Raw genomic sequence first — 23,947 nt, 5'->3', positions numbered from 1 at the left:
CGCCGCGACCGCGAGAAGGCCACCGCCGCCACCCGCGAGGCCGAGGCCCTGCGGCAGGCGCTGCAGAAGCAGCTCGACGAGCTCGAGGCCGCCCGCGAGCAGCTGCTCGAGGCGGCCCGGGCCGAGGCCGAGCGGGTAGTGCTCGAGGCCCAGCAGCAGGTGCGCCAGACCCGCGAGAAGGCCAAGGCGCAGGGCCAGGGCCAGGCCCTCCAGGAGCTGCTGCACCTGCGCAGCCGCTACCAGAAGCCCGCCAAGCCCCAGCCCCCCGCCAAGGCGGGCCTCCAGGTGGGCTCGGTGGTGGACGTGCCCGAGTACGGCCGGGGCACCATCGTCGAGCTGCGCGGCGCCGAGGCCGTGGTGCAGATGGGCGCCGTGCGCGTGAGCTTCCCCCTCGCCAGCCTCCAGCCCAAGGAGGAGCCCAAGCCCAAGGGCCCCGCCGGCGGGCGGCAGCGCTCGAGCTTCGACACCGAGCTCAACCTGCGCGGCCTCACCGTCGAGGAGGCCCTCCTCGCCGTGGACGACTACCTCGACGAGGCCAAAGCCGTCGGCGCCACCCCGCTGCGCCTGCTGCACGGCAAGGGCACCGGCGCCCTGCGCAACGCCCTGCGCGAAGCCCTCAAGCGCGACAAGCGCGTGCAGAGCTTCCACGACGCGGTGCCCTACGAGGGGGGGCACGGGGTGACGGTGGTGCATTTGAAGTAGGGTCGATGGTCGATAGCCGATAGCTGATAGCCGAACGCCCAACGCCTAACGCCGGTCGTACGTCGTACGTCCTACGTCGTACGCGAGACGCCAAACGCAAAACGCAATACGCAATACGCGAAACGCCCTTTCTTCACCCCCCTTATACCAGATTCGGTTGGTCCGTCACCGAACGGTGACGGACCAACCCGACCGAAGGGAGTGCTCTAGGATTCAAAAAGATAGCCTCCGGGGCTCTTTGGATCGGATGATTATCTTTTTGAATCCGGTATTAGCAAGGAGGGCTGGGGGGGATACCCCCACACGCCACGAGCCACTAGCCACGGGCCACGAGCCGCTGAAGGCTGACGGCTGATCGCTGACCGCTGACGGCTTAAGCCCGTCGCCCCAAGCCCGGCACCTCCCTCCCGCCCCCTCTTGTGCCAATTGCCGCGTGAACCTTAAGAAATCCTTCGTTGACCTGTGGCCTGGCATCCAATACCTTGTCACCGGACTTGCGGACACCTCGTCCCGTTCTATCCCCTGCACTATCTCTGAACTACCCCTGTTTTCACACGGGCTCGCCCTATTCGGTGCCGCGTCCTGAAGGAGGCTTTCGTTGTCACGTAGAACTGTTCTCGCGGCGCTCGCCGCCGCTCTCGCCCTGGCCGGGGGTGTTCTGGCGCAGGGCATGCCGTCCGTCACGGGCAAGGTCGTGGCGGTAGGCATCCCGGGCGTGGGTGCTCTGAGCCCCATCGGCTTCTTCCACCCCGGCGGCCCCATCCACGACAAGCCCGAGTTCAAGGCCTTCACCGAGGCGGGGAAGATCCTCGAGGCCGAGCGGCTGTTCGTCGCCAGCAGCTCCAACTTCGGGGCGCCCAAGGCCGTCGCCAACCTGCCGGAGGGCTCCATCCTCTCCATCGACCCGCGCGGCGACGCGCCGGTGGTCGTGCCGCAGGACTTCGCCAAGGCCGACGGGCAGGCGGTGGCGGCAGGGGGACGGGTGCAGCTCTACACCGCCCAGAGCCCGGCCTTCGTCAACGGCCTCAACAACCCCCAGGCCGTGACCGCCGCCCTCCCGGCGGTGAGCTACCCGCTGGGCATCTCCATCAACAACGCCTTCGGGCGGCCCTGGTTCACCGGTGCGCCTTACGGGGCCAAGGGCCCGGGCTTCGAGTCGGTGACCGACCCCAACGGGCGCCCGCTGGCCGGCGCGCCGAGCAAGGTGGCGGGCGGGGTGTTCAGCGGCAGCCAGACCAACCGCACGCCCCAGGTCTTCCTCGGCGGCCTCGACGCGGCCACGCTGGGCACGGCCTTTTTGGGCAAGTCGCCCGACCAGAGCGGGCGCGCGGTGTTCGCGGTGCTCATGGCCGACGGCCGCATCGCCCAGGTCCACGTGGAGAAGGGCGTGGACGGGCTGGCCCCGGCCGGCACCATCCGCCCCCTCACCGCGCTCACCCCCAAGGACGGCGACTCCACCGAGCAGGTCCCGACCCGCGCGGGCATGGTGTTCAACTGGGTGCCCGACCGCATCATCTACGTCGCCGACCCCCTGGGCAACGCGGTCGTGGCCCTGACCCTCGCCGACGACGGCAAGGTGTTCTACGTCGCCCGGCAGCGGCGCATCCAGGTGCCCGAGTTCAGCCTGCCCATCGACCTCGCCCCGGCGGTGCCCGAGGTCGCTAACCCCGGCTTCGCCTCCAACACCACCCTGGCCGGCAACTCCGACCTCTACGTGCTCAACCGGGGCAACGGCACCATCGTGCGCGTCCGGCAGAACGGCACCGTGGTCGCGGTGCGCCGGGTGGAGGTGGCCGGGGCCGGCGTACTGGGCGGGGGCCGCCTGGCGGGGATCGCGGTCTCGAGCGACGCCCAGAAGATCTACGTCAGCGTCAGCGGCGAGCTGCCCCAGTACCCCGGCCTGCGCGGCGCGGTGGTCGAGCTTCCCGCCTTCGGGGCCAGCGGCGCGGCCAGCACGCCCGCCTCCGACCTCGTGGCCAAGGGCGCCGCGCTCTTCAAGCACGCCTTCACCCCTGGCGAGGGCCTGGGCCCGCTGTTCAACGCCCGCTCCTGCGCCGAGTGCCACGCCTCCCCCACCGCGGGGGGCGTGGCGCCCGACGGGCTGGGGCTCGCCACCTTCGTCGGCCGGTTGAGCGGGGGCAAGTTCGACCCCCTGATCGGCGGGGGAGGCCCCGTGGCCCGGGCCCACTCGGTGAGTGAGCTCGGCCTCTCCTGCTCCCAAAGCCCCGGCATCCCCGCCGGGGCGAACCTTAGCTCCATCCGCATCACCCCCCCGCTCTACGGCATGGGCCTCGTCGACCGCATCCCCGAGGCCGTGATCCTGGCGGGCGCGGTGCCCAAGGAAGGCGGCGTGCAGGGCCGCCCCAACTGGGTGACCGGGCCCGACGGGGTGAAGCGGGTCGGGCGCTACGGCTGGAAGGCCGACGTGGCGAGCCTCGAGCAGTTCGTGGGCCTGGCCCTGCGCAACGAGCACGGCATCACCAACCCCGTCGCCCCCGAGGACTTCCTCACCGCCAAGGAGCGCTGCCCGGGCGACTTAGGCCGCCTCGAGGACGACGGCCAGGTCGTCGCCGCCCTCACCGCCTTCGTGCGGAGCCTCGAGCCCCTGCGCCCCAGGACGGCCCAGGGCGAGGGCGAGCGGCTCTTCGCCTCCGCCGGCTGCACCGCCTGCCACACCCCCAACCTGGGCGGGGTCCCCCTCTACTCCGACCTGCTTCTGCACGACATGGGCCCCCTCCTCGACGACGGCCTCCCCCAGGGCGAAGCCCGCGGCAAGGACTGGCGCACCGCCCCCCTGTGGGGCCTCGCCTCCCGCCAGCGCTTCCTGCACGACGGCCGCGCGAACAACCTCGAGAGCGCCATCGCCGCCCACGGCGGCGAAGCCGAAAAAGCCCGCACCAACTTCCTCAGCCTCACCCCCACCCAGCGGCAAGCACTGGTGGACTTCCTGAAGAGCCTTTGAACAGCAGGAAGCAGTCAGCCGTCAGCGAAAGGCTCGTGGCTTGTGGTGAAAGGAGCCCCTCCCCGCGTGCGGGGAGGGTTTATCCCCCCCAGCCCCCCTTGCTAAGGGGGGTGACAAGGCGTTTTGCGTTTTGCGTCTTGCGTCTTGCGTTTTGCGTTTGGCGTTTGGCGTTTTGCGTTCGGCGTTTAGCGTCTCGCGTACGACGCACGCCCCGCGCCCGGCGTTCGGCGCTGACAGCCTCTCCCCATCCGTTCCCCTCCGCCCAGTTAGAATGGGCTCGCGCAAAACCCCAGGAGGCGACGTGAAGCGAGTGCTGGTGTGGACGGCAGTGTTCATGGGCCTGAGCCTGGCCCAGGTGGAAGTGAGTTTCTGGCACGCGATGGACGGCCCCGCCGGGAGGGCCATCGACGAGTTCGCCAAGGAGTTCAACGGCAGGCAGCGCGAATTCCGGGTGGCCCCGCGCTACGTGGGCGACTACCGCGAGGCCGAGAGCAGGCTGGTGGCGGCGCTGCGCTCGGGGTCGGGGCCTACGCTGTTCCAGTCGGAAGTGGTGTTCTTCCCCAAGCTGGTGGCCGAGGGCTCCGCGGTCGCCCTCGACGAGGCCGTGGCCGCCGTGCCCAAAGCCCTCACCGACGACCTCTACGAGGCCGCCTGGGAGTACGGCGTCATCGGTGGCAAGCGCTACGGGCTGCCCTTCAACACCTCGACGCCGGTGCTGTTCTTCAACGAGAACCAGCTCCGCGCCAAGGGCCTCAAGGTGCCCGCCACCTGGGCCGAGTTCGGCAACGTGGCCCGCGCCCTCACCAGCCGCTCCTCCAAGGGCTTCATCGCCCTCTCGGAGTCGTGGACCTTCGAGGCCATGGTGACGAGCCGGGGCGGCAACCTCGTCACGCGCGACGGGCGCCCGGCCTTCACCTCCAAGGAGGTCGTGGAGGCGCTCGAGTTCCTCCAGGACCTGAGCAAGGGCGGCTTTATCACCACCCGCAACCTCGCCGAGAGCACCTTCGCCCAGCTCGACTTCGTGCGCACCAAGGGAATGATGGTCTTCGCCTCCATCGCCAACTGGCCCGCCGCCGAGAACTTCTCCTTCGCCTTCAAGCTCGGCGTCGCCCCCGTCCCCCGCGAACCCGGCGGCAAGGTGCCTCTGGGCGGGGCCCAACTCGTGGTGGTCAAGGGCGCCCGGCCCGAGGAGGTCCGGGGCGCGGTGGAGTTCTGGAAGTACCTGATGGAGCCCGAGGTGGTGGCCCGCTGGGTCCAGGCCTCCTACTACGTCCCCCTGCGCAAGTCGGCCACCCCACTGCTGGAGAAGTTCTACCGCGAGAACCCCTACCGCAAGGTCGCCTTCGAACAGATCGCCTACGCCCAGCCCCGCCCCCGCGTCCCCCAATTCGCCACCTGGCGCAACTTCCTCGAGGAAGCCCTCGAGCGCGCCCTCAAAGGCGGCGTCCCGGCGCGGCAGGCGCTCGAGGAGGCACAGCGGAAGGCGGAAGCGGTTAGGTGAGGGGGTCGATGGTCGATGGTCGATGGTCGATAGCTGAACGCCTTGTTGGGATGAATCGTCCACTGGGGTTGTGCCCGGCCTATAAGCCAACTACAGCCCCACTCCCCAGGGGACATCCGCTCGATGGTCGCTGCCCGCCCTGGCCGTGTTCCCGCGGCTCACGCGGGAGGGGGTGAGGGAGGTGGCGCAGACGAGCATGCCGCCAGGGCCGGCGGCATGTCTGCTAGGGGGTGGCCGCAGGCCATACCGGCCTTGCCGGTAACCTGGAGTCCCTCGGAGGGTGCGAGGGGGAGCAGGTTTCCGGCGTATGCCGGGTCGCGTACCGCGATGCCCTCGCCATGTGGAATGGCCTCCCCCTACACCCTCCGACGGCGGAGCAGGGGACACCAAACCACAGCACTGCAACACACCCCCTCCCCCGACAGATGGAAGCAACCTTGTTTAGCCCGCTCCAGGACGCAGGCGAGCCAGTTTTGCGCATGGAGGGGGCTTGGCGCGGTAGGCTAGAGCAGGCAACCCTTATGAAGCTTGGTTTCAGCACCTCTACCGCTGGCCTCGACTATCCCCAATCCTTCGACCTCGCCGCCCGCCTGGGCCTGTTCCTCGAGATCCCCTACGACCTCCACGAGATGGACCCCCGCCTCCCCTCCGCCCGGCAACTCCTGGAGATGGGCCGCGCCGCCGGGGTGGGCTTCACCGTGCACCTGCCCTTCGTGGACCTCAACCTCGCCAGCCTGATCCCCGCCGTGGGCAAACTCTCCCTCGAGCGCGTGCAGCGCAGCCTCGAGTTCGCCCACACCCTACAGGCCCACTGCGGCGTGCTCCACACCGGCAAGGTGGCCGTGCGCCTGCCCCTGGCGCTGGAGGTGGCCCGCCGCTACCTCGGCGAGGCGTTGCAGGCCCTCACCCCCCTCCCCCTCCCCGTGGCGCTGGAGAACCTGGCGCTCACCCCCTCCGACCTCCTCCAGGGCACCGACGAGCTGGCCGCCGTGCTCGAGGCCCACCCCGCCTACGGCTTCTGCCTCGACGTGGGGCACGCCCTGGTGGAGGGCAAGGACGGGCAGGCCCAGGCCTACCACCAGCGCTTCGCCCCCCGCCTGATCCACTGGCACCTGCACGACAACCACGGCGACCGCGACAGCCACCTGCCGGTGGGGCAGGGCCGCGTGGACTGGGCGTGGGTCAAGGAGCAACTGCGCGCTTTCGACGGCACCATCGCGCTCGAGGTCACCGGAGGGCCTGAGGGCATCGAGCAGAGCGTGCAATTGCTGCGATCTGTCTGAAAATCCGCCAACCGTGATGGGCATTACAGGCTCTTGACAAGGGACATTTGACCTGCTGGCCTCTTCTACCCTTTGAACTGGAGTAGTGTCTGGGCGCGGCTCTTGGTAAGCTAGTGCGCAGTGCCCAGTCCCTCTCACCGCCCAAAGAGAGGAAGGCCAGGAGGATCCATTCATGCCCATCGAACGCATCGAAGTCTATCTCAACGACGCCAGCGAGCCCGTTCAGGTGCTCAAAGATCCCCCCTTCAAAGTCAAGATCGACACCCGCTCGCTCCCCGACGGCGAGCACAGCCTCCGCATCGTCACCTACCACAAGGGCGGCGGACGCGAGGTGCAGGAGAAACACTTCAAGGTCAAGAACCTGCCGGGCGTGATGCTGCAGGGCCTCGAGGACGGCAAGGAGGTCAGCGGCGACCTCGAGATGACCGTCCGCATAGGCGACCCCAACATCAAGCCGCCCCGCGAGCGCTTCCCCGGCCTGGCCGCCGCCGCCGTGACCGTGCTGCTGCTGCTGGGCATCTGGGGCTTCTTCGCCCTCACCGCCGTGCCCGACACCATCGTCGAGGAAGTGAGCAAGAACGCCGCGGCGGGCGGCGCGGGCCACGGTGAAGGCACCGCCGGCGCCGGCGAAGGCGCCACCGGCGGCGCGGTGAGCGCCGAGCTGATCAAGAAGGGCGAGGGCGTGTACCAGGCCAACTGCGCGGGCTGCCACCAGGCCAACGGCGCGGGTCTGCCCGGCGCCTTCCCGCCCCTCGCCAACAACCCCCACCTCTCCGACGCCAAGTACGTGACCGAGGTGGTCGTCAAGGGCCTGCAGGGCAAGACCATCGAGGTCGGCGGCCAGACCTACACCGGCGCCATGCCCGGCTTCTCCCAGCTCTCCGACGAGGAAGTAGCCGCCGTCGCCACCTACGTCATGAACAGTTGGGGCAACAACTTCGGCCCCGCCACCGTCGAAGACGCCAAGGCCCACCGCTGAGGAGGAGGTACGGGATGTACCGTAACGACACTGTAGTCCCCGCCTTCGCGATCATCTTCGCCATCGCGCTGTTCTACATGGCCTACCTGGTCACCCAGCGCGTGGCGGCCCTCTCTGGGCACACCCCCGCCGAGCTCACCGTGGGCCAGATCGGTCTGATGGCCTTCGGGGCCGTGCTGTTCATGTACGGCTTCATCGGGCTGTTGTCCAACTGGCTCGAGGGCGCCGAGCTGCGCCCCGGCAAGCACGAGCCCGAGGCCAGCAGCGTGCCGGTGGTGGCCGGGGTGATCCTCTCCCTGGCCCTGGCGGCCGCTTCGGGCCTGTTCGTGCGCACCCTGGTGCTGGCCGCCAACAAGGAGGCCGAGTTCCCCCCGCCCACCTGGCTGCAGGGGGGCCTCTTCGCGGCGATGATGCTGATCATCGCCCTGCTGATCGCGATCTACAAGAAGTTCTTCATGGCCGAGGAAGTGCTCGCCGAGGACGAAAAGGGCGAGTTCCCTTGGTAAGGGAAGGGATGAGCAATGGCTGATCACGACCACGACACGCACGCGCACGGCCACGAGGCCGCGCTCGAGCCCGAAGCCCCCGAGGCCCACGCCACCCGGCGGGCGGTGCTGCAGGCCGCCATCGGGATGGGGGCCGGGGCGGCGGTGCTGTCCACGCTCTACGTAGGGGCGGGACTGATCCCCAAGAAGGAGATCACCCCCGACCGCGAGCCCATCGCGCAGGGGGACGTTCTCGTCTACTCGCAAGGCCCCAAGCGGGGCCAGCCCATCAACCCGGCCGAGCTCAAGCCCGGTGCCGAGATGATCGTGGCCTACCCCATGAACCCCGAGAGCCAGGTGGTCAAGGGGGCCGAACTCAAGAACACCCTGCTGGTCATGAAGCTCGACCCCGGCACCCTCGACGCCGAGACGGCCAAGCTCGCCGCCGAGGGCGTGGTGGTGTACTCCGGGGTGTGCAAGCACCTGGGCTGCGTGGTGAGCAACTGGGTGGCCGACAAGCAGCTCATGCTCTGCCCCTGCCACGGCGCCCTGTACGACCCCAAGGAGAGCGGAAAAGCCCTGATCGTGGCTCCTAAGCCCCTGGGCCAGTTCCCCATCAAGCTCGAGAACAACCGGATCGTCATCGCGGGCGAACCCACCCGCCCCATCGGGGTGGAGGCCGCTACAGACGACGGCATTCGCCGGGTATAGCCTTGAGTCGACAGGAGGCTTGAATGTACCAGTGGCTCGATGAACGCCTCGACCTGAGCAGGCTCAACACCAAATTCCTGCGCAAGGCATTCCCGGTGCACCACTCCTTCTTCCTCGGCGAGATCACCCTCTTCGCCTTCGTGGTGCTGGTGCTGACCGGGATCTTCCTCACCCTCAACTACGAACCCTCGACCCGCCCGGTCAAGATCGAGGGCTACAACGACCCCGTTCCCGCGGCCTACGCCTCGATCCTCTACATCGACTCGCTGCCCTTCGGCGCGGTGCTGCGCTCGCTGCACCACTGGTCGGCCCACATCATGATCGCGGCGGCCTTCTTGCACATGCTGCGCATCCACCTCACCGGGGCCTACAAGAAGCCGCGGGAGCTCAACTGGCTCATCGGCATCGTGCTGCTGGTGCTGGCCATCGTCACCGCCTTCACCGGCTACGCCCTGCCCTTCGACAACTACGCCCTCACCGCCACCGGCATCGGCTACCACATCGGCGAGGCCGCGCCCTGGCTGGGCAAGGCCATGTCGGCGATCCTCTTCGCGGGCGAGCTCGAGGCCTCCAACACCAAGACCATCCCGCGCCTCTTCTCCATCCACGTGCTGTGGCTGCCGCTTCTGCTGCTCGCCATGATCGGCGCGCACCTGCTGTTGATGGTCAAGCAGAAGCACACCCAGCCTAAGTACGCCGAAAAGGTGGCCCCCGGCCGCATCCTGGGAGTGCCCGCGATGCCGCAGCAGGCGGTGATGATGGGCGTGCTCTTCCTGGTCTACGTCGCGGTGACCACCTTCATCGCCGGGGCCTTCCTGGCCCACCCGGTCGAGGCCTTCGGCCCGCCCACCCCCAACACCCCCAGCGTCAAGCCCGACTGGTACTTCATGTGGATCTATGGCATCCTGCAGATCCTGCCGCAGTGGGACCTCAAGATCCTGGGGGCCAACTTCGGGCCGCAGTTCGTGGGCGGCATCCTGGTGCCCACCCTCATCATCCTGGGCGCCATGGCCATCCCCTTCCTCGAGCCCCAGAAGGAGAAGCAGCGCTACCTCGAGCTGCCCAGCCAGCACCCCCGCCGCACCAGCTTCGTCCTGGCGATGCTGATGTTCTACATCATGGCCACCCTGGCGGGCTACAAGATCGACTTCCTCAACGCCAACCCCAACCTCAGCTCGGGCACGCTGATCGCCATCTTGTGGGTGCTGCTGATCGTGGCCCCGATCCTCACCTACATCATCAGCTACATCCTGATGAAGGCCGCCTACCGCAGCCGCGAGGTGGAGATCGAGTTCACGGGCCGGGCCTCGGCCGCCGACGACTGAGCCGCCGCAGTCTCCTGAACCTCCCCGAGAACGGGGAGGTTTTCTTTGACTCCCATCGGCCCCTGGATTATGCTTAGGGCAAAACACCGGAGGTTATTTATGAAACCACGCTTGGACCTGATCGGACTGGTGGTGCGCGACATGGGGGCCTCGCTCGAGTTCTACCGCCGCCTGGGCTTCGACTTCCCGCCCGGCGCCGAGAACGAGGGCCACGTCGAGGTGACCCTGCCCGGCGGGCTGCGCTTCGCCTGGGACAGCCTCGAGGTCATCCGGAGCTTCGACCCCGCCTACGAGTTCCACCCCCAGCACGCCGGGGCCTACCTCTGCGAAAGCCCCGCCGCGGTGGACGCGCTCTACCGCGAACTGCTCGAGGCCGGCTACCAGGGCCACAAAGCACCGTGGGACGCCTTCTGGGGTCAGCGCTACGCCGTGGTCAAGGACCCGGACGGGCACACGGTGGATCTGTTCGCGCCGTTGTGAGGGGGGTGCGTGGTACGTCGATGGTCGATAGCCGATAGCCGGGCGCGGGTCGGGCGTCGTACGCCGTACGCCAGACGCCAGACGCCAGACGCCAGACGCCAGACGCATTGTCACCCCCCTTAGCAAGGGGGGCCGGGGGGGATAAACCCTCCCCGCCGCCGGAGAGGGATTTACCACGAGCCCCCACCCCCTACACCGACGCCAGGTCGGCGAAGCGCTCCCTCAGGGCCTCCACGCCTACGCGGTGGCAGTAGTCGCCGAAGGCTTCGCCCTCGAGCCGCTCGTGCTTGTAGGCGGTGAGGAGGGGCTCGAGGCGGCGGGCGATCTCCTCGCGCTTGACGTTGTCGAGGTAGACCTGGCCCAGGCGGGTCCCCAGGTGGCTGCCGCCCAGGTAGACGGTGTAGGAGTTGAGGCTGCGGCCCACCAGGCCCACCTCGGCGCTGTAGGGGCGGGCGCAGCCGTTGGGGCAGCCGGTCATGCGGACGTGGGGGACGGGGCCGCCGTGGAGCTCGAGGCGCGCCAGCACCCCGTCGATCTCGCGGATCACCTCGGGCATCACCCGCTCGCTCTCGGTGATGGCGAGGCCGCAGGTGGGCAGCGCCGGGCAGGCCATGGCGTTCTGCACCGCCAGCGGGATGCTGCCGGGGAGCGCGACGCCGTGGTCGCGGAAGACGGCCTCGACGGCGGCCTGGTCGGCGGGGTCGATGCCGGCGAAGAGGATGTTCTGCTGGGCGCTGAGGCGCACCTCGGGGGAAAAGCGCCGCACCACCTCGCGGATCGCCGCGCGCAGGTTCTCCTTCACCCGCCCGTTCTCCACGAACAGCCCGAAGAACAGCTTGCCGTCGCCCTGCGCGTGCCAGCCGAGGTGGTCGTCGCCCGAGAGCCACGCCAGCGGCCGGGCCTCGGGCAGGGCGTAGCCCACGTAGCGCTCGACCTCGGCCTTGAAGCGCTCGAGGCCCCACGCCTCGACGAGATACTTCATGCGGCTGAATTTGCGGTCGTCGCGGCGCCCGTGGTCGCGCTGCACCCTAACGATCGCTTCCACGACCTCGAAGAGCTGCCCGGGCGGCACGGTGGCGAGGGGCTTCGCCAGCACCGGGTGGGTGTCCTTGGCCCCGTGGCTCTGGCCGAGCCCGCCGCCCACCAGCAGGGTGAAGCCCTCGAGGCGCTCCCCCTCCACCACGGGCACGATGCCGACGTCCTGGGTGTACACGTCCACGCAGTTGTCGCCGGGGAAGGCGAAGCCGATCTTGAACTTGCGTGGCAGGTAGGTGTCGCCGTAGAGCGGCTCATGCTCCTCGAGGCTCGCCGCCTTCTCCCCGTCGAGCCAGATCTCGTAGTAGGCGCGGCTTTTGGGCTTGAGCCGGTCGGAGAGCTCCTTGGCATAGCGCATCAGCTCGGCGCGCTGGCGGTCGGCGAAGGGGGCCGGGCAGGCAACGACGTTGCGCACCACGTCGCCGCAGGCCGAGAGGGTGGTGAGGAGGTTGCGGTTGAGCACCTGCATCAGGGGCTTGAGGCCGCCCTTGCGCACGCCGTGGTACTGGATGGCCTGGCGGGTGGTGACGCGCAGCGTGGCGTTGCCCAGCTCGTCGGCCAGGCGGTCGAGGGCGAGGTATTGCTCGGGCGTGAGCACCCCTCCGGGGATGGCCACCCGGATCATGAAGGAGTAGTCGGGCCCCAGGCCCTGCGCCTTTCTCGCCTTGCGCACGTCGCGGTCGTCCTGCTGGTAGATGCCGTGGAACTTGAGGATCTGGTAGCCCTCTTCGCTGAAGTGGTCGGTGCCGTCGTGGAGCTCGGCGTCGACGGGCCCGCGCAAGCGGTTGCTGGCGATCTTGACGTGCTCGACTTTGGACAGCTTGGCTTCGGACATCGGCGGCTCCTAACGGCTCAGGCGGTGCTGGAACATGCGCAGCTGGAAGTACAGGAAGCAGCCCACGCAGACGCGGGTGGTCAGGCTGAGCAGGGCCAGCGCCGCGACCGCGAAGGCCAGGACCCAGCCCACGGCCCAGGCCTCGAGCCCGAACGCCAGCGTGGCAAGCCCCAGGAACACCGCGCCCACGGTGCGGGCGAAGCGGTGGGGCCGGGGGTCCTCGTGGGTCAGGCGCGGCCGGACGCTGAGGCTCCGCTTGAGCCAGGCCAGGGCGTCAAACCCCAGGTGTTGCGAGGCCATGAGCACGAACAGCAGCGCGACCGGCCAGGCCAGGTTCAGGGCGAAGGCCAGCGGGATCGTGGCCGCCAGCAGCGACTGGTTGAAGCGAAGTTGGTTCTGATCGGTGAATTGAGCTTTTTCCATGACTTCTCCTAACTCGAGGCCGCCGTGACCGGCCGCGCGGCCCGCTCGAGCGCTTCGAGTTGCTCCCGCACCCGCACGACTTCCCCGATGACCCACACGGCGGGGGGTTGGACTGCGACCTCTCCCCTGGCCACGGCACCCAGCGTGGAGAGCACCACCCGCTCCTCGGGGGTGGAGCCCTTCTCGATGAAGGCCACGGGCTCATCGGCCCTGCGCCCGGCCTGCAACAGCTCTCGGGCGATGCGAAGTCGCTCCCCCACCCCCATCAGCACCACCAGGGTGTCCACCCTGGCATAGGGAGTGAAGTCGGGCAGCCCTCCCACTCCCCCCTGAGCCTGGCCGTGTTGTCCGTGTCCCGAGAGCACCGCGAAGCCGCCCGCCACTCCCCGCAACGTGAGGGGGATGCCGGCCAGCCCGGGCACGGCCAGGGAGGAGCTGACGCCGGGCACCACTTCCACCTCGACCCCCTCCTGGGCCAGGAACAGCCACTCCTCCCCGCCCCGGCCGTAGACCATGGGGTCGCCCCCCTTCAGCCGCACCACCTTGCGCCCGGCCCGGGCGTGGCAGAGCAGCTGCTGGAAGATGAGCTGCTGCACCCTGTCCTGTTCGCCCGGCCCCTTGCCCACGTAAAGGAGCCGGGCCAGGGGGTTGACCAACTCCAGCACCGCGGGGCTGACCAGGCGGTCGTGGAGCACCACCTCGGCCTCCTGCAACACCCGGACTGCCCGCAGGGTCAGCAGCTCGGGGTCCCCCGGCCCCGCCCCCACCAGGTAGACCTTGCCCCTCTTCCCCCCCCCGCCCTCACCCCTGCGGCCCGCGCTCACGAAGGCACCTCCAACTCCGGTGCGTTGTGGTGGTGGTGGTGGTCGTGGTCGTGGTCGTGGTGACGGCGCAGGGCCTCGAGCAGGACCCCCCTGGCGCTCTCGGGTTCGCCCAGCGCCAGCAGCCCCAGGGCCGGGCTGTCGACCATGCGGTACCAGGCGGCCTTTCTGGCCTCGAAGTCGTGGGGATAAGTTTGCAGCACCACCGGCCGGAGCGAGCGCAGCAGCTCGAGGTAGGGGGCGTACTCGGGGCCGTACTCCCGGGCCAGCCGCTGCCGGATGCGCACCCCCAGGGCGGGGGCGGCCCCGCCGGTGGAGACCGCGACCACCAGGTCGCCCTGCCGGTGGGCCGCGGGCAGGATGAGGTCGCAGCGGGCGGGGTCGTCCACCGCGTTGAGCCACACCCCCCGCTCCCGGGCCTCCCGGGCGATGAGCGCGTTGAGCGAGCGGTCGGGGGGGTGGGCGAAGCACAGCCGGAAGCCCGCCAGGTCCCCCCGCCGGTACCCCCGCCGCAGCCAGCTGATCCGACCGCTGTGGACGAGGGGCTCGAGGCCGGGGTGCTCGAAGGGGGAGAGCAAGGTCACCTCGGCGCCCGCCTCCAGCAAGCCCCTGACCTTGGCTTCCGTCTCCCAGCCGCCCCCCACGAAAAGCACGGGGCGGCCTCGCAAGTCCAGCATCACCGGGTAGTACATGTGGGTCGGGGTCGGGTTCATCGTTCACCTCGCCAGGCTCGGCGCGCCCCGGAGCACCAGGTGCGAGCCGATGAACATCAGCCAGAGCAGCAGCCCCAGCCGGAAGGGGTGTTGGGCGATCCGCTGGGCCAGCCAGGCCCCGGCCAGGGAGCCGAGCAGGCCGCCGGCGGCGATCTTGAGCAGCAGGGAGAAGTCGGCCTGGCCCAGCGCCGCGTGCAGCCCACCCCCCACCGCCGCCAGGGTCAGGCCGAACCAGATGTCGGTGCCCACGACCGCCCCGGGCGGAAGGCGGGTCCCGCTCATGAGCAGCAAGGTGCCCAGCGCGCCCGCGCCCGCCGAGGAGAAGCCCACCTCGAGCCCGATGAAAGCCGCGGCCAGGACCACCCAGGCCGGGTGGAGGTTGCGTGGCCGCACCTTCCGGGCGGTGAGGAAGAGGTTGATCAGGGCCACGGCGACGATGGTCAGGCCGATGACCACCAGCACGGCGTCCTTGTGGCCCTTGAGCGCGCCCAGCAGGAGGCTGCCCGCCGCCACCGCGGGCACGCCCCCCGCCAGCAGCCAGCCCAGCGCCCGCAGGTTGACTTGCCGCCGGGCGAGGTAGACCAGCCCGGCCGGGATCTTGGCGAAGACCGAGAACAGCAGCGCCGTGCCCACCGCGACCTCGGGGGCGACGCCCAGGAAGAGGATGAGCACCGGGGCCGTGAGGGTGCCGCCGCCCACCCCCGAGAGGCCGATGCTGACGGCAATGGCGAAGCCGAGGAGGATCTCGAGCATGTCAGGCGCTCCTCACCGGCCCGGCCTCGTAGGCCGCCCGCAGCACCTCGGCCACCTCGGGACGGGTGAACTCCGGCGGCAGCGGCGCGCCCGAGCGCAGCAGCTCGCGCACGCGGGTCCCCGAGAGGACCAGGTGGTGCGCGGCGTCGTGCGGGCAGGTGCGCGGGGAGACGATGGAACCGCAGGTGCGGCAGTAGAAGGTGTGCTCGAACTTGAGGATTTGAATGCCGATCTCCTCGGGGCGGAAGGCCCCGAAGATCTCCTGCGCGTCGTAGGTGCCGTAGTAGCTGCCCACGCCCGCGTGGTCGCGCCCCACGATGAAATGGGTGCAGCCGTAGTTCTTGCGGCTGATGGCGTGCAGCACGGCCTCGCGCGGCCCGGCGTAGCGCATGGCCGCCGGATAGACCCCCAGCAGCACCCGCTCCCTGGGGTAGTAGCGCTCGAGCAGCACCCCGTACGCCTCCATCCGCACCCGCGCGGGCACGTCGTCCGACTTGGTCGCGCCGACCAGGGGGTTGAGGAACAGGCCGTCGACGTGCTCGAGCGCCACCTTGTGCAGGTACTCGTGGGCGCGGTGGATGGGGTTGCGGGTCTGGAAGGCCACCACCGTCCCCCAGCCGCGCTCGTGGAAGATCCGGCGGGTCTCGAGGGGGGTGTAGTGGTGCTCGGGGAACTCCCCGCGCGACAGGCGCAGCAGGCTCACCCGCCCGGCCAGGTTGACCTCCCCCTGGGCCAGCAGCGCGGCCACGCCGGGGTGGGCGGGGTCGGCGGTGCGGTAGACCTCGAGGGCCTCCTCGCGGCGGTCGGGCCGGTACTGCTCCGCGACCTCCAGCAGCCCCACCGTCTCGCCGCCCCGCGTCAGGCGTACCGCGCCCCGGTACTGCCGGGCCTCGTCGGCGGGCACGCTCAGGGTGATGGGGAGGCTCCACGGCAGGCCGTTCGCCAGGCGCATGTGCTCGACCACGCTCCGGTAGTCGGCCTCGCCCAGGAAGCCCTCGAGCGGGGAGTAGACGCCCGTGGCGATGAGCTCGAGGTCGGCGTACCCCCGCTCACAGAGCTCGAGCGCGGGGAGGTGGGCGTACTCGCGGGGGTCGGCCTGCACCAGGCGGTTCACCAGGACGCCCCCGTGCGGCGCGACGCCCTTGTGGCTCCAGCGGCTCACGGGTGAACCTCCCCAAAGCTTTTGTAGACAAGATTTATCAACTTTTCCATAACGGTAAGGTCTCGGTCTCGCGGTTATCGGCTCAAACCCTATGAAGAGCGCCCTAAAGCGCCTTCTCCCCCACCCAAAGCCCGCACTCGGCCTTGCCCTTGCCGTCCCAGCGGCCCGCCCGCGCGTCCTCGCTGGGGCGCACCGCCCGGGTACACGGCCAGCAGCCGATGCTCAGGAAGCCCGACCAGTACAGCGGGTTGACGGGCAGGTCGTGCGCCCGGGCGTAGGCCTCGAGCCGCTCGCGGTCCCAGTAGGCCAGCGGGTTGACGCGCAATCGCTCGCCGGGCTCGAGGAAGCCGAGGGCGGCGCGGGTGGAGGCCTGGTCCCGGCTGCGGGCATTCAGCAGGGCGCGGGGCTGCTTGAGCGCGAGGTAGTCCCGCAGGGGCGCCACCTTGCGCGCGGCGCAGCAGCCGTCGGGGTCGGAGCGGTAGCGCTCCTCGCCCCAGGGCTCCTCGCCCAGCCCGGCGCTCAGGGTGACGAAGCGCATCTGGGGGTAGCGGGCCTCGAGGCGCTCGCGGGTCTGCAGGGTCTCGGGGAAGTGGTAGCCGGTGTCCACGAACACCACCTCGCCGGCGTAGCCCGCCCGGGCCGCCAGGTCGATGAGCACCACGCCGTTGAGGTTGAACCCGCTGGGCATCAGCAGGTCGGGGTACTCCTCCAGCGCCCACCGGATGACGACCAGGGGATCGGTCTGCGCGTCCCAGGTGCCGGGGGCCGGCGCCTGGCGTCGGGCGTTCGGCGTCGTTTTCACGCCCTCACCCGCGCTTCGATCCCCAGGCGCTCGAGCGCCCCCAGCAGCCGGTCGAGGCTCTCCTGCAGGCTGAGCCGGTCGGTCCTCAGGTGCAGGTCGGGGTTCAAAGGGGGCTCATAGGGGTCGGAAATCCCGGTGAAGTTGGCGATCTCCCCTTTCAGGGCCCGGGCATACAACCCCTTCACGTCGCGCTTCACCAGCACCTCCAGCGGCGCGTCCACGAAGACCTCGAGCTTGCGCGGCGCCTGCGCGAGCACCTCCTCGCGGGTAGCCCGGTAGGGGCTGATCGCGCTCACCAGCACGATCACGCCGTGCTTGGCGAGCAGGTTGGCCACGAAGCCGATGCGCCGGATGTTGGCGTCGCGGTCCTCGCGGCTGAAGCCCAGCCCCTTCGACAGGTGCTCGCGCACCACGTCGCCGTCGAGGTGCTCGACCTTCTGGCCCGCCTCGTAGAGGTGGACCTCGAGGGCCCTCGCCAGCGTGGTCTTGCCCGCGCCGGAGAGCCCGGTGAACCAGATCACCGCCCCGCTCATGCTTGCGCCCAACCCGTGTAGCTGTCGAGCAGCACCCGCCAGGCGTTGCGGGCCGCCACGTCGGCCGTCAGCGCCGCCACCGCCAGCACCCAGGCCGGGAAGCCGGGGTGGTGCAGCAGCACCTCCTGCTCGCCGCCGACGCGGGCCAGCGCCTGCGCGGCCGAGAAGCCGATCTCGACCAGGTGCGCCTGCCCCCCGAGGTCGAAGGTGCCCGAGGCCCGGTCGCCGTGGAGCTCGAGCACCGCCCGCGCCCCCTGGTCCAGGCCCACCAGCCGGAGCTGGAGGCGGCTGCCCTCGAGCTGCGCGTGCAGCGTGAGGACGCGCCCGCTGCTCGCGACCGAGCCCAGGAGCTGGCCCGCGAAGGCCTCGAGGTACACGTTCTCCCCGAAGATCGCCCCGCCCAGCCGCCCGGCCAGCCGCCGCCCGTCCCAGCTAAGCTGCACCCGGTAGCCCATCCCCGGGCGCCGCACCTCGCCCCACACGCGGTCGCCGCCGGCGAGCCCCTCCGGGCGGGCGGGTTGTTGCTTTGGCTTATGGACCGATTCGAACTCGTGCAGACCCACGGTGTGCCCCCATGAACGAAGATTCCAGGTGCCGATGGCCAGCGAAAGAGCTGGAGCGACGACAGCGCCCGGAACACGAAAGCACGCGCGGGTTAGGGTTCATGGCAACTTGCTTCGACACGAAGACCTCCTCATCTTTCCCGAGCTCCGTCCGATGCCCGGGCCGGAATTGGCACCTACGCAGAGACGCTTCAGCTTGCCGGCTGAAAGCCCCTACAGGTTGCCGCAGCTTCACAGGGCCGTTCCCTCCGCTGCTCTGGATAAGACCTGGGTGGTGTTGCACCCGTCCCGGCTCGAGCCGGGATGGAAGGTAGGCTAGCATAAGTGACAAAACTTGTAAACAATGGTCGATGGTCGATGGTCGATGGTCGATGGTCGATGGTCGATAGCTGATAGCCGATGGCCGATAGCCGATAGCCGAGCACAGGTCGTACGTCGTACGTCCTACGTCGTACGCAAAACGCAATACGCAAAACGCAAGACGCGAGACGCCTTGTTCCCCCCTTAGCAAGGGGGGCCAGGGGGGATAAACCCTCCCCTCCGGAGGGGAGGGTTGGGGAGGGGTAACCACGAGCCAGGAGCTGACGGCAAAGGACCGGGGCGAGTACCCCGGTCCTTGGGCCTTTTCCCGCTGTAGGGCTTAGAAGTTCAAGCGGCTGAGGTTGGCGCGGATGGTCTCGTTCTCGCCGCTGCGCAGGCTGACCTCGGTGACGAAGGCGCGGTAGCCGGGGGCGATGAGCACGACCTGGTGACGGCCGGGGTCGACCTCGAAGCGCACGCTGCCGCCGGAGCCGACGGTGCCGACCTCGCGGCCGTCGACGAAGACCCGGGCCTCGACGTTGCTCGAGATGGTCAGTTGGGCGCGCAGCGGGGCGAGCTGGGCGTTGATGCGGGTCTCCTGGTTGCGGTCGACGCGCACGGTGGTGCGGTAGTCGGCGTAGCCGGGGAGGCTGACGCGCAGGTCGTAGGTGCCCTCGTTGAGCTGCACCGAGTAGGGGGTGCGGCCCACGCGCTGGTTGTTGATGTAGACGTCGGCGCCGCTGGGGTTGGAGGTCACGTTGAGCACGCCGGTGCGCCGCTGGGCGTTGAGGTTGGCGTTGACCGAGGTGGTCTGGCCGGGGTTGATCACCACCGAGGTGCGGAAGACGTCGTAGCCGTCGAGGCGCAGTTCCACGTCGGCGCGGCCGGGGTTGAGGCTGACGGAGATGGGGGTGTTGCCCACCAGGCGGCCATCGATGAAGACCTGGGCGCCTTGGGGGCTCGAGTTCACCACCAGGGTGCCGGTGGCCGGGCGGGGGCGCTCGAGGGTGGCGTTGACGCTGATGACCTGCCCGAGCCCCACGTTGACCGAGGTGCGGTAGGTGTCGTAGCCGGCGAGGCGCAGTTCGATGTCGTGGCGGCCCGGCTGCACGCTGACGGAGATGGGGGTGTTGCCCACCAGCCGCCCGTCCACGAAGACCTGGGCGCCCTGCGGGCTGGACGTGATGTTGAGGGTGCCGGTGATGGGCTGGGGCTGCGGCTGGCTACGGCCCACGGTGAAGAAGGTGATGTCGGTGACCCAATCCTGGTCCGGGATGGGATCGACGACGATGGCGATGGCCCGGCCCAGCGCGTCCGCGCCGCGCACCAGCGGGCGCAGGCTCGAGTCGATGATGCTGCCGACGTTGAGCGGGCGCTTGCTGGCGAGGGCGAGCACCCGGTGCTGGCCCTCGGGGCCGTCGATGGTGAACTCGTAGCGAGCACCCACGGGCGGGAAGCGGCGGGTCTCGCCGGCGCGCAGGAAGTTGTCGCGGTCGTAGGGGTTGGGCAGGATGGGCGAGATCTCCCCGTTGGGGTAGACCCCGAACAGGTAGACGTAGGCGTCCTGGTTCACCGAGACGTTGACCACGATCTTCTCGCCGATCTGGTAGACGGGGTTGCCACGCCCGGCGGGGTCACGGTCCACCCCGACCTGTACCTGCAGTTCGGTGGGTACGGGGTTGACGACGATGTTCTGAGGGCTGAGTTGGGGCTCGGCGTGGGCTACCAGGCCCAGACCCAGCATTAACAGCGCTATAGCACGCTTCATCTGCTCACCTCCGAGCATAGCCTAGGGCACCTTTCTTCAACTTCATGAGAATGCCGTCATCCGGGGTTTAAGTCACGCCCTGTTTCATTCCACGCTCATCGGATTCTTCACCCAACTCATAGCTTTCCCAGGGTAAGCCCACCTTGGGCGCGGCGGGCCGCTGGGGTAAGGTAGGGGCCATGGCTGTGCTGGAAATTTCCGCCGACGACCAGTACCTCGTAGCCACCGGCGACACGCCGCTGCTGGAGATCTGGGAGGCGCTCCCCCCGGGGCTCTACCCCCCCTTCCCGCCGGTAGAGCTGCCGGACGGGCTGGGGGGGCTGCTGGGGCGCGGGGGCTTCGGCCAGAACTTCTTCTTCGCCGCCGAGGTGCTGGGCCTGGAGTTTTGCACCCCCAAGGGGCGGGTGCTGCGGGCCGGGGGGCGGGTGGTGAAGAACGTGCAGGGCTACGACCTGGTGCGCCCCTTCGTGGGGAGCTTCGGCGCGCTGGGGACGCTGCTCCAGGCCACGCTGCGGCTGCGCCCGGGCAGGGAGCGCGCGTTCGTGCGGAGGGCAGGGCGGCTGGAGCCGCTGGCGCTCGAGCCCCGCTTCGTGTGGCAGGAGGGCGAGACCCTCTACGCCTTCACCTTCGGGCACCCCAAGGAGGTGGCCGCCTTCACGGCGGCCTTCGGCGGGGAGGCCGTGGCCGGGCCGCTGGACTACCGCCCGCTGTTCCCCGGCGGCATGGGGGTGGGCGAGGGGCCTGTCCGCGACCTGCGCATGAACTGGGCCGACGGGGGCAAGCCCCCGCCAATCCCCAAAGCCTTCGAGGTCCTGGCCGAAGCGCTGTGAGCCACCGGGGATTTCCCGGTGGCTCACCCTAAGCCATCATGTCAAACAGCTATCGGCTATGGGCCATTAGCGGCTTCCGCAGGAAGCCTATCGCTACAGGCGGCTGAGGTTGGCGCGGATGGTCTGGTTGCCGCCGACGCGCACGTTGGTCACGAAGACCTGGTAGCCGGGGGCCAGCGCCACGATCTGGCGTTCGCCCGGGTTGAGCCGCAGGCGCAGGTAGCCGTTCTTGGTCCGGCCCGCTTCCTTGCCGTCGACGTAGACGATGGCGTCGACGTTGGAGTAGAACTCGATGATGCCGGCCACGGGGCTGAGGTTGCGCTCGACGCGCATGGTCTCGCCGGGGTCGACCCGGACCGTCATGCCGGAGCGCTCGTAGCCGCCGAGGACGAACTCGAGCCGGTAGGTGCCGGGGGCCACGCTCACGCGAAGCGGGGTGGTGCCGATGTTACGGCCGTCCATCAGGACCTGCGCACCCTGGGGGTTGGTGTCGATGACCAGCGTGGCGTTGCGCCGCGCCACCGGCGTGAGGTCGCGGGTGACGGTGGCGTTCTCGCCGGGGTCGAGCCGCACGTCCATGCCCGAGCGCTCGTAGCCATTCAGCACGAACTCCAGGCGGTAGCGGCCGGGCTCGAGGGTGATGCGCAGGGGGGTGCGGCCCACCGAGCGCCCGTCGATGAAGACTTCGGCGCCCTGGGGGTTGGAGTTGATGTTGAGGGTGCCGTTACGGGGCTGCGGCTGGGGCTGGCTGCGGCCGACCGTGAAGAAGGCCACGTCGCTGGTCCACTCCTGGTCGGGGACCGGGTTGACCACGATGGCCATGGTGCGGCCGAGCTGGTCGCCCTGCACGCGGGGCTGGTAGTTGTTGGCGACGTCGAGCACCCGGCCGATGTCGAGCTTGCGCTTGGAGGCCACGGCCAGCACCCGGTTCTGCCCGTTGGGGCCGCTGACGTTATAGGTGTAGCGGGCGCCCTGGGGCGGGAAACGCCGCGACTCGTTGGCGCGGAGGAAGTTGTCGTCGTCGAAGCGGTTGGGCAGGATGGGGTTGATGTCGCCGCCCGCGTCGATGCTCAGCAGGTACACGTAGGCGTCCTGGTTGACCTGCACGCCGATGGAGATCTGTTCCCCGTTCTCGTAGACGGGGTTGCCGCTCTTGCCGGGGTCCTTGTCCACCCATACCCGCACCTGAAGGTCGGTGGGAACGGGGTTGACGATGATGCGCTGCGGGCTTATCTGGGGCTCGGCGTAAGCCAGCATCCCCAGCAACAGGAGAGCTATCGCTCGCTTCATGGTTCCACCTCCGAGCCTCAGGGTAGGAAACGCCGCTTCAGCTTCGTGAAAAAGCCTTCAGGTGGGGTTGAGCTATTCGTTGGCTAACGCTCAGTCGGTCATCAGGAAGCTCTCAATTTGCTCGCGGAGGGCTTTTTCGCGTCCTTGGGAAAGGTCCAGGCCCTCCAGGGCGAACCAATTGGGCTCTAGGGTTTTTCGGCGCTCGACACGGGCTTTCTGCACCTCGAGGCTCCAGCACTCCCCCCGCAGGCCCAGGGACCGGGCCTGCCGCTGGGCCTGCTCGAGCAGCTCGAGGGCCTCGGCCCGCCGCCCCTCCCAACCCAGCAGGGCCGCCCGGGCCCGCGACCAGGTGATCTCGAGGCGCTCGCCGGGCTGCACCGCCGCGCCCAGGCGCCCCAGGGCCTGCCGCGCCCGCTCCGCCTCGCCCCCGCGCAGGAGGGCCTCGGTCTCGAGCCACAGCGGCAGCCGGGGGGTGTGAGCGCCCCGTTCGTAGCTGCGGGCCGCCCGGAACTCCAGGGCCTCGAGGGCGTGCCCCAGCGCCCGCTCCCAGTCCCCCGCCAGCGCGGCGTTGGCGCAGAGGTGGCTGTGCAGGAAGTCGAGGTAGAGCCTCCCCCACCAGCCCCACAGCGCAGCGGGCATGGTCCCGACGGCCCCCAGCGCGGCCCCGAAGGCGGCGCGGGCCCCCTCGAGCTCGCCCAGGGCCTGGCGGGCCATGCCCAGCGCCAGCGCGTAGAAGACCCGGAACTGCGGGTGGCCGGTGCGCTCCCAGCCCAGGGCGTGGCTGTGCCCGGCGAGCTCGAGGGCCTCCTCCAGCCGCCCGGCCTCGAGCAGCGCGAAGCTCAGGAAGGACCCGGCGACCGCGACGTAGGTGGGGTTGTCATCGACCTCCTGCTTGATGCGGTAGGCCTTCTCGAGCGCCTCCAGCGCCAGCGCCAGGTCGCCCTGGTTGAGCGCGCAGATCCCCAGGTTCTCCTGGATGTAGGCCAGGCCGCTGCGCAGGTGGCCGTAGTGGGTCTGGATCTCGAGGTCGGGCTGGGTCTCGACCGCGAAGCTGCGCCGCCAGTTCTCCACCGCCCCGGCCCAGTCCCCCAGGGTCTGCTGGATCATCGCCATGCGGCCCAGGCACCACGACTCGTGGGAGGGCCCCAGGGCGCGCGCGGCGGGGAGCAGTTCCTCCAGGCGGCGGTACTCCTCCCAGTCGTCGGCGCCCTGGCCCTCGGCGACGCCGGCGAGGCTGATCTTGACCGACAGCAGCGTCTCGGCGTCGCCGGAGCGTTCGGCCAGGGCGTAGGCCTCGCGGTAGAGTTCGAGGGCCTGCTCGGGGGCGGCGATCTCGTATTTGCCCGCCAGCAGGCTGAGGGCGCGTGCCTGCAGCAGGGGGTCGCCCAGCGAGCGGGCCAGCTCGACCGCCTCGAGCGCCAGCTTGTGCTGGCGGCCCCACTCGTTGAGGGTGGAGTACAAGCTCGCCAGGCGCGCGACGGGGTTGTGGCGGCGGCGCAGCCTTTCGACGGGCTCGAGCCCGGGCGGCGGCCGCCGGACGAGCTCGAGAGCCTGCTCGTAGAACTCGGCCGCCGAGCGCCAGGCGTAGACCTGCATGGCCTGGGCGCCCGCCTCGAGCAGGTGGTCGTAGGCGCGGGGCCACTCCTCGGCGGCCAGCGCGTGCAGCGCCAGCACCGGGGCCGGGGCGCGCC

General features: G+C 69.8%; 22 protein-coding genes and 1 riboswitch. Of the genes, 10 read left to right on the top strand and 12 right to left on the bottom strand.

What is annotated here, in order from left to right:
• The 9 genes from MEICH_RS24435 to MEICH_RS0109675 all read left to right on the top strand — a co-directional run.
• The coding region (locus MEICH_RS24435; protein ID WP_036218478.1) for a Smr/MutS family protein at positions 1 to 702 on the top strand (702 nt) is incomplete at its 5' end.
• A 598-nt stretch (positions 703 to 1,300) separates the two neighbouring features.
• Complete coding sequence (locus MEICH_RS27085; protein ID WP_157202696.1) at positions 1,301 to 3,664, top strand: di-heme oxidoredictase family protein; 2,364 nt, start codon at positions 1,301 to 1,303, stop codon at positions 3,662 to 3,664.
• 334 nt (positions 3,665 to 3,998) lie between these two features.
• The gene (locus tag MEICH_RS0109705; RefSeq protein ID WP_157202822.1) at positions 3,999 to 5,165 is read left to right on the top strand and encodes an ABC transporter substrate-binding protein; all 1,167 of its coding nucleotides are present in this window, start codon (positions 3,999 to 4,001) and stop codon (positions 5,163 to 5,165) included.
• Positions 5,166 to 5,686: 521 nt separating this feature from the next.
• Positions 5,687 to 6,448, top strand: a complete 762-nt coding sequence (locus tag MEICH_RS0109700) for a sugar phosphate isomerase/epimerase family protein (protein WP_027892455.1) — start codon at positions 5,687 to 5,689, stop codon at positions 6,446 to 6,448.
• Positions 6,449 to 6,620: 172 nt separating this feature from the next.
• Entirely contained in the window at positions 6,621 to 7,427 is an 807-nt protein-coding gene (locus MEICH_RS0109695; protein WP_027892454.1) for a c-type cytochrome, read from the top strand.
• Between the two features lie 14 nt (positions 7,428 to 7,441).
• Positions 7,442 to 7,933: a hypothetical protein gene (locus tag MEICH_RS0109690; RefSeq protein WP_027892453.1), complete on the top strand. Its 492-nt coding sequence runs from the start codon at positions 7,442 to 7,444 to the stop codon at positions 7,931 to 7,933.
• Between the two features lie 15 nt (positions 7,934 to 7,948).
• On the top strand, positions 7,949 to 8,623 hold the full coding sequence (locus tag MEICH_RS24425; protein WP_084542257.1) for a QcrA and Rieske domain-containing protein: 675 nt from the start codon (positions 7,949 to 7,951) through the stop codon (positions 8,621 to 8,623).
• 23 nt (positions 8,624 to 8,646) lie between these two features.
• Positions 8,647 to 9,948, top strand: coding sequence for a cytochrome b (locus MEICH_RS0109680; protein WP_027892452.1), 1,302 nt, complete (start codon positions 8,647 to 8,649; stop codon positions 9,946 to 9,948).
• A gap of 99 nt (positions 9,949 to 10,047) precedes the next feature.
• Positions 10,048 to 10,428: a VOC family protein gene (locus MEICH_RS0109675; protein ID WP_027892451.1), complete on the top strand. Its 381-nt coding sequence runs from the start codon at positions 10,048 to 10,050 to the stop codon at positions 10,426 to 10,428.
• A gap of 190 nt (positions 10,429 to 10,618) precedes the next feature.
• On the opposite strand, the gene MEICH_RS0109670 is transcribed toward MEICH_RS0109675, so the two are convergent.
• The 10 genes from MEICH_RS0109670 to MEICH_RS0109625 form a co-directional block, all read right to left on the bottom strand.
• Positions 10,619 to 12,298, bottom strand: coding sequence for an NADPH-dependent assimilatory sulfite reductase hemoprotein subunit (locus MEICH_RS0109670; protein WP_027892450.1), 1,680 nt, complete (start codon positions 12,296 to 12,298; stop codon positions 10,619 to 10,621).
• Positions 12,299 to 12,307: 9 nt separating this feature from the next.
• On the bottom strand, positions 12,308 to 12,721 hold the full coding sequence (locus MEICH_RS0109665) for a DUF4395 domain-containing protein (protein WP_027892449.1): 414 nt from the start codon (positions 12,719 to 12,721) through the stop codon (positions 12,308 to 12,310).
• Positions 12,722 to 12,729: 8 nt separating this feature from the next.
• Positions 12,730 to 13,545, bottom strand: coding sequence for a uroporphyrinogen-III C-methyltransferase (gene cobA / locus MEICH_RS24420; RefSeq protein WP_051304078.1), 816 nt, complete (start codon positions 13,543 to 13,545; stop codon positions 12,730 to 12,732).
• Entirely contained in the window at positions 13,542 to 14,255 is a 714-nt protein-coding gene (locus MEICH_RS24415) for a precorrin-2 dehydrogenase/sirohydrochlorin ferrochelatase family protein (protein ID WP_245587639.1), read from the bottom strand. The genes cobA and MEICH_RS24415 overlap by 4 nt, the downstream gene beginning before the upstream one ends.
• Positions 14,256 to 14,258: 3 nt before the next feature.
• Complete coding sequence (locus MEICH_RS0109650; protein ID WP_027892448.1) at positions 14,259 to 15,008, bottom strand: sulfite exporter TauE/SafE family protein; 750 nt, start codon at positions 15,006 to 15,008, stop codon at positions 14,259 to 14,261.
• Between the two features lies 1 nt (position 15,009).
• Positions 15,010 to 16,170, bottom strand: coding sequence for a sulfate adenylyltransferase (sat, locus tag MEICH_RS0109645; RefSeq protein WP_027892447.1), 1,161 nt, complete (start codon positions 16,168 to 16,170; stop codon positions 15,010 to 15,012).
• Positions 16,171 to 16,273: 103 nt separating this feature from the next.
• Positions 16,274 to 16,972, bottom strand: coding sequence for a phosphoadenylyl-sulfate reductase (locus MEICH_RS24410; protein ID WP_051304077.1), 699 nt, complete (start codon positions 16,970 to 16,972; stop codon positions 16,274 to 16,276).
• Complete coding sequence (gene cysC / locus MEICH_RS0109635) at positions 16,969 to 17,505, bottom strand: adenylyl-sulfate kinase (protein ID WP_027892446.1); 537 nt, start codon at positions 17,503 to 17,505, stop codon at positions 16,969 to 16,971. Before cysC ends, MEICH_RS24410 begins: the two co-directional genes overlap by 4 nt.
• Positions 17,502 to 18,068, bottom strand: a complete 567-nt coding sequence (locus MEICH_RS0109630; RefSeq protein WP_051304076.1) for a hypothetical protein — start codon at positions 18,066 to 18,068, stop codon at positions 17,502 to 17,504. The genes cysC and MEICH_RS0109630 overlap by 4 nt, the downstream gene beginning before the upstream one ends.
• A gap of 128 nt (positions 18,069 to 18,196) precedes the next feature.
• Positions 18,197 to 18,335, bottom strand: a riboswitch (SAM riboswitch).
• Between the two features lie 373 nt (positions 18,336 to 18,708).
• Complete coding sequence (locus MEICH_RS0109625) at positions 18,709 to 20,136, bottom strand: PEGA domain-containing protein (RefSeq protein ID WP_027892444.1); 1,428 nt, start codon at positions 20,134 to 20,136, stop codon at positions 18,709 to 18,711.
• A 179-nt stretch (positions 20,137 to 20,315) separates the two neighbouring features.
• Here MEICH_RS0109625 and MEICH_RS0109620 point away from each other — a divergent pair, with 179 nt between their 5' ends.
• Entirely contained in the window at positions 20,316 to 20,966 is a 651-nt protein-coding gene (locus MEICH_RS0109620) for an FAD-binding oxidoreductase (protein ID WP_174422433.1), read from the top strand.
• A 93-nt stretch (positions 20,967 to 21,059) separates the two neighbouring features.
• Here MEICH_RS0109620 and MEICH_RS0109615 read toward each other — a convergent pair whose 3' ends face one another.
• Positions 21,060 to 22,256 carry a PEGA domain-containing protein gene (locus MEICH_RS0109615; RefSeq protein WP_027892442.1) on the bottom strand — a complete coding sequence of 399 codons (1,197 nt, stop codon included), beginning with the start codon at positions 22,254 to 22,256 and terminating at the stop codon, positions 21,060 to 21,062.
• 90 nt (positions 22,257 to 22,346) lie between these two features.
• Positions 22,347 to 23,947 (bottom strand): ATP-binding protein (locus MEICH_RS0109610; RefSeq protein ID WP_036218477.1); only part of this gene is annotated, 1,601 nt, incomplete at its 5' end.

Source organism: Calidithermus chliarophilus DSM 9957, from assembly GCF_000430045.1.
GTDB classification, from domain to species: Bacteria; Deinococcota; Deinococci; order Deinococcales; family Thermaceae; genus Calidithermus; species Calidithermus chliarophilus.
The sequence above is the reverse complement of the archived record's forward strand: the minus strand, read 5'-3'. Positions and strand labels throughout refer to the sequence as shown.

What these genes read in the sequence shown, in the direction of transcription:
- MEICH_RS0109705 (WP_157202822.1), top strand. Translation starts at nt 3,999, where the DNA reads ATGGGCCTGAGCCTGGCCCAGGTGGAAGTGAGTTTCTGGCACGCGATG.
- MEICH_RS0109700 (WP_027892455.1), top strand. Translation starts at nt 5,687, where the DNA reads ATGAAGCTTGGTTTCAGCACCTCTACCGCTGGCCTCGACTATCCCCAA.
- MEICH_RS0109695 (WP_027892454.1), top strand. Translation starts at nt 6,621, where the DNA reads ATGCCCATCGAACGCATCGAAGTCTATCTCAACGACGCCAGCGAGCCC.
- MEICH_RS0109690 (WP_027892453.1), top strand. Translation starts at nt 7,442, where the DNA reads ATGTACCGTAACGACACTGTAGTCCCCGCCTTCGCGATCATCTTCGCC.
- MEICH_RS24425 (WP_084542257.1), top strand. Translation starts at nt 7,949, where the DNA reads ATGGCTGATCACGACCACGACACGCACGCGCACGGCCACGAGGCCGCG.
- MEICH_RS0109680 (WP_027892452.1), top strand. Translation starts at nt 8,647, where the DNA reads ATGTACCAGTGGCTCGATGAACGCCTCGACCTGAGCAGGCTCAACACC.
- MEICH_RS0109675 (WP_027892451.1), top strand. Translation starts at nt 10,048, where the DNA reads ATGAAACCACGCTTGGACCTGATCGGACTGGTGGTGCGCGACATGGGG.
- MEICH_RS0109670 (WP_027892450.1), bottom strand. Translation starts at nt 12,298, where the DNA reads ATGTCCGAAGCCAAGCTGTCCAAAGTCGAGCACGTCAAGATCGCCAGC.
- MEICH_RS0109665 (WP_027892449.1), bottom strand. Translation starts at nt 12,721, where the DNA reads ATGGAAAAAGCTCAATTCACCGATCAGAACCAACTTCGCTTCAACCAG.
- MEICH_RS24415 (WP_245587639.1), bottom strand. Translation starts at nt 14,255, where the DNA reads ATGAACCCGACCCCGACCCACATGTACTACCCGGTGATGCTGGACTTG.
- MEICH_RS0109650 (WP_027892448.1), bottom strand. Translation starts at nt 15,008, where the DNA reads ATGCTCGAGATCCTCCTCGGCTTCGCCATTGCCGTCAGCATCGGCCTC.
- cysC (WP_027892446.1), bottom strand. Translation starts at nt 17,505, where the DNA reads ATGAGCGGGGCGGTGATCTGGTTCACCGGGCTCTCCGGCGCGGGCAAG.
- MEICH_RS0109625 (WP_027892444.1), bottom strand. Translation starts at nt 20,136, where the DNA reads ATGAAGCGTGCTATAGCGCTGTTAATGCTGGGTCTGGGCCTGGTAGCC.
- MEICH_RS0109620 (WP_174422433.1), top strand. Translation starts at nt 20,316, where the DNA reads ATGGCTGTGCTGGAAATTTCCGCCGACGACCAGTACCTCGTAGCCACC.
- MEICH_RS0109615 (WP_027892442.1), bottom strand. Translation starts at nt 22,256, where the DNA reads ATGAAGCGAGCGATAGCTCTCCTGTTGCTGGGGATGCTGGCTTACGCC.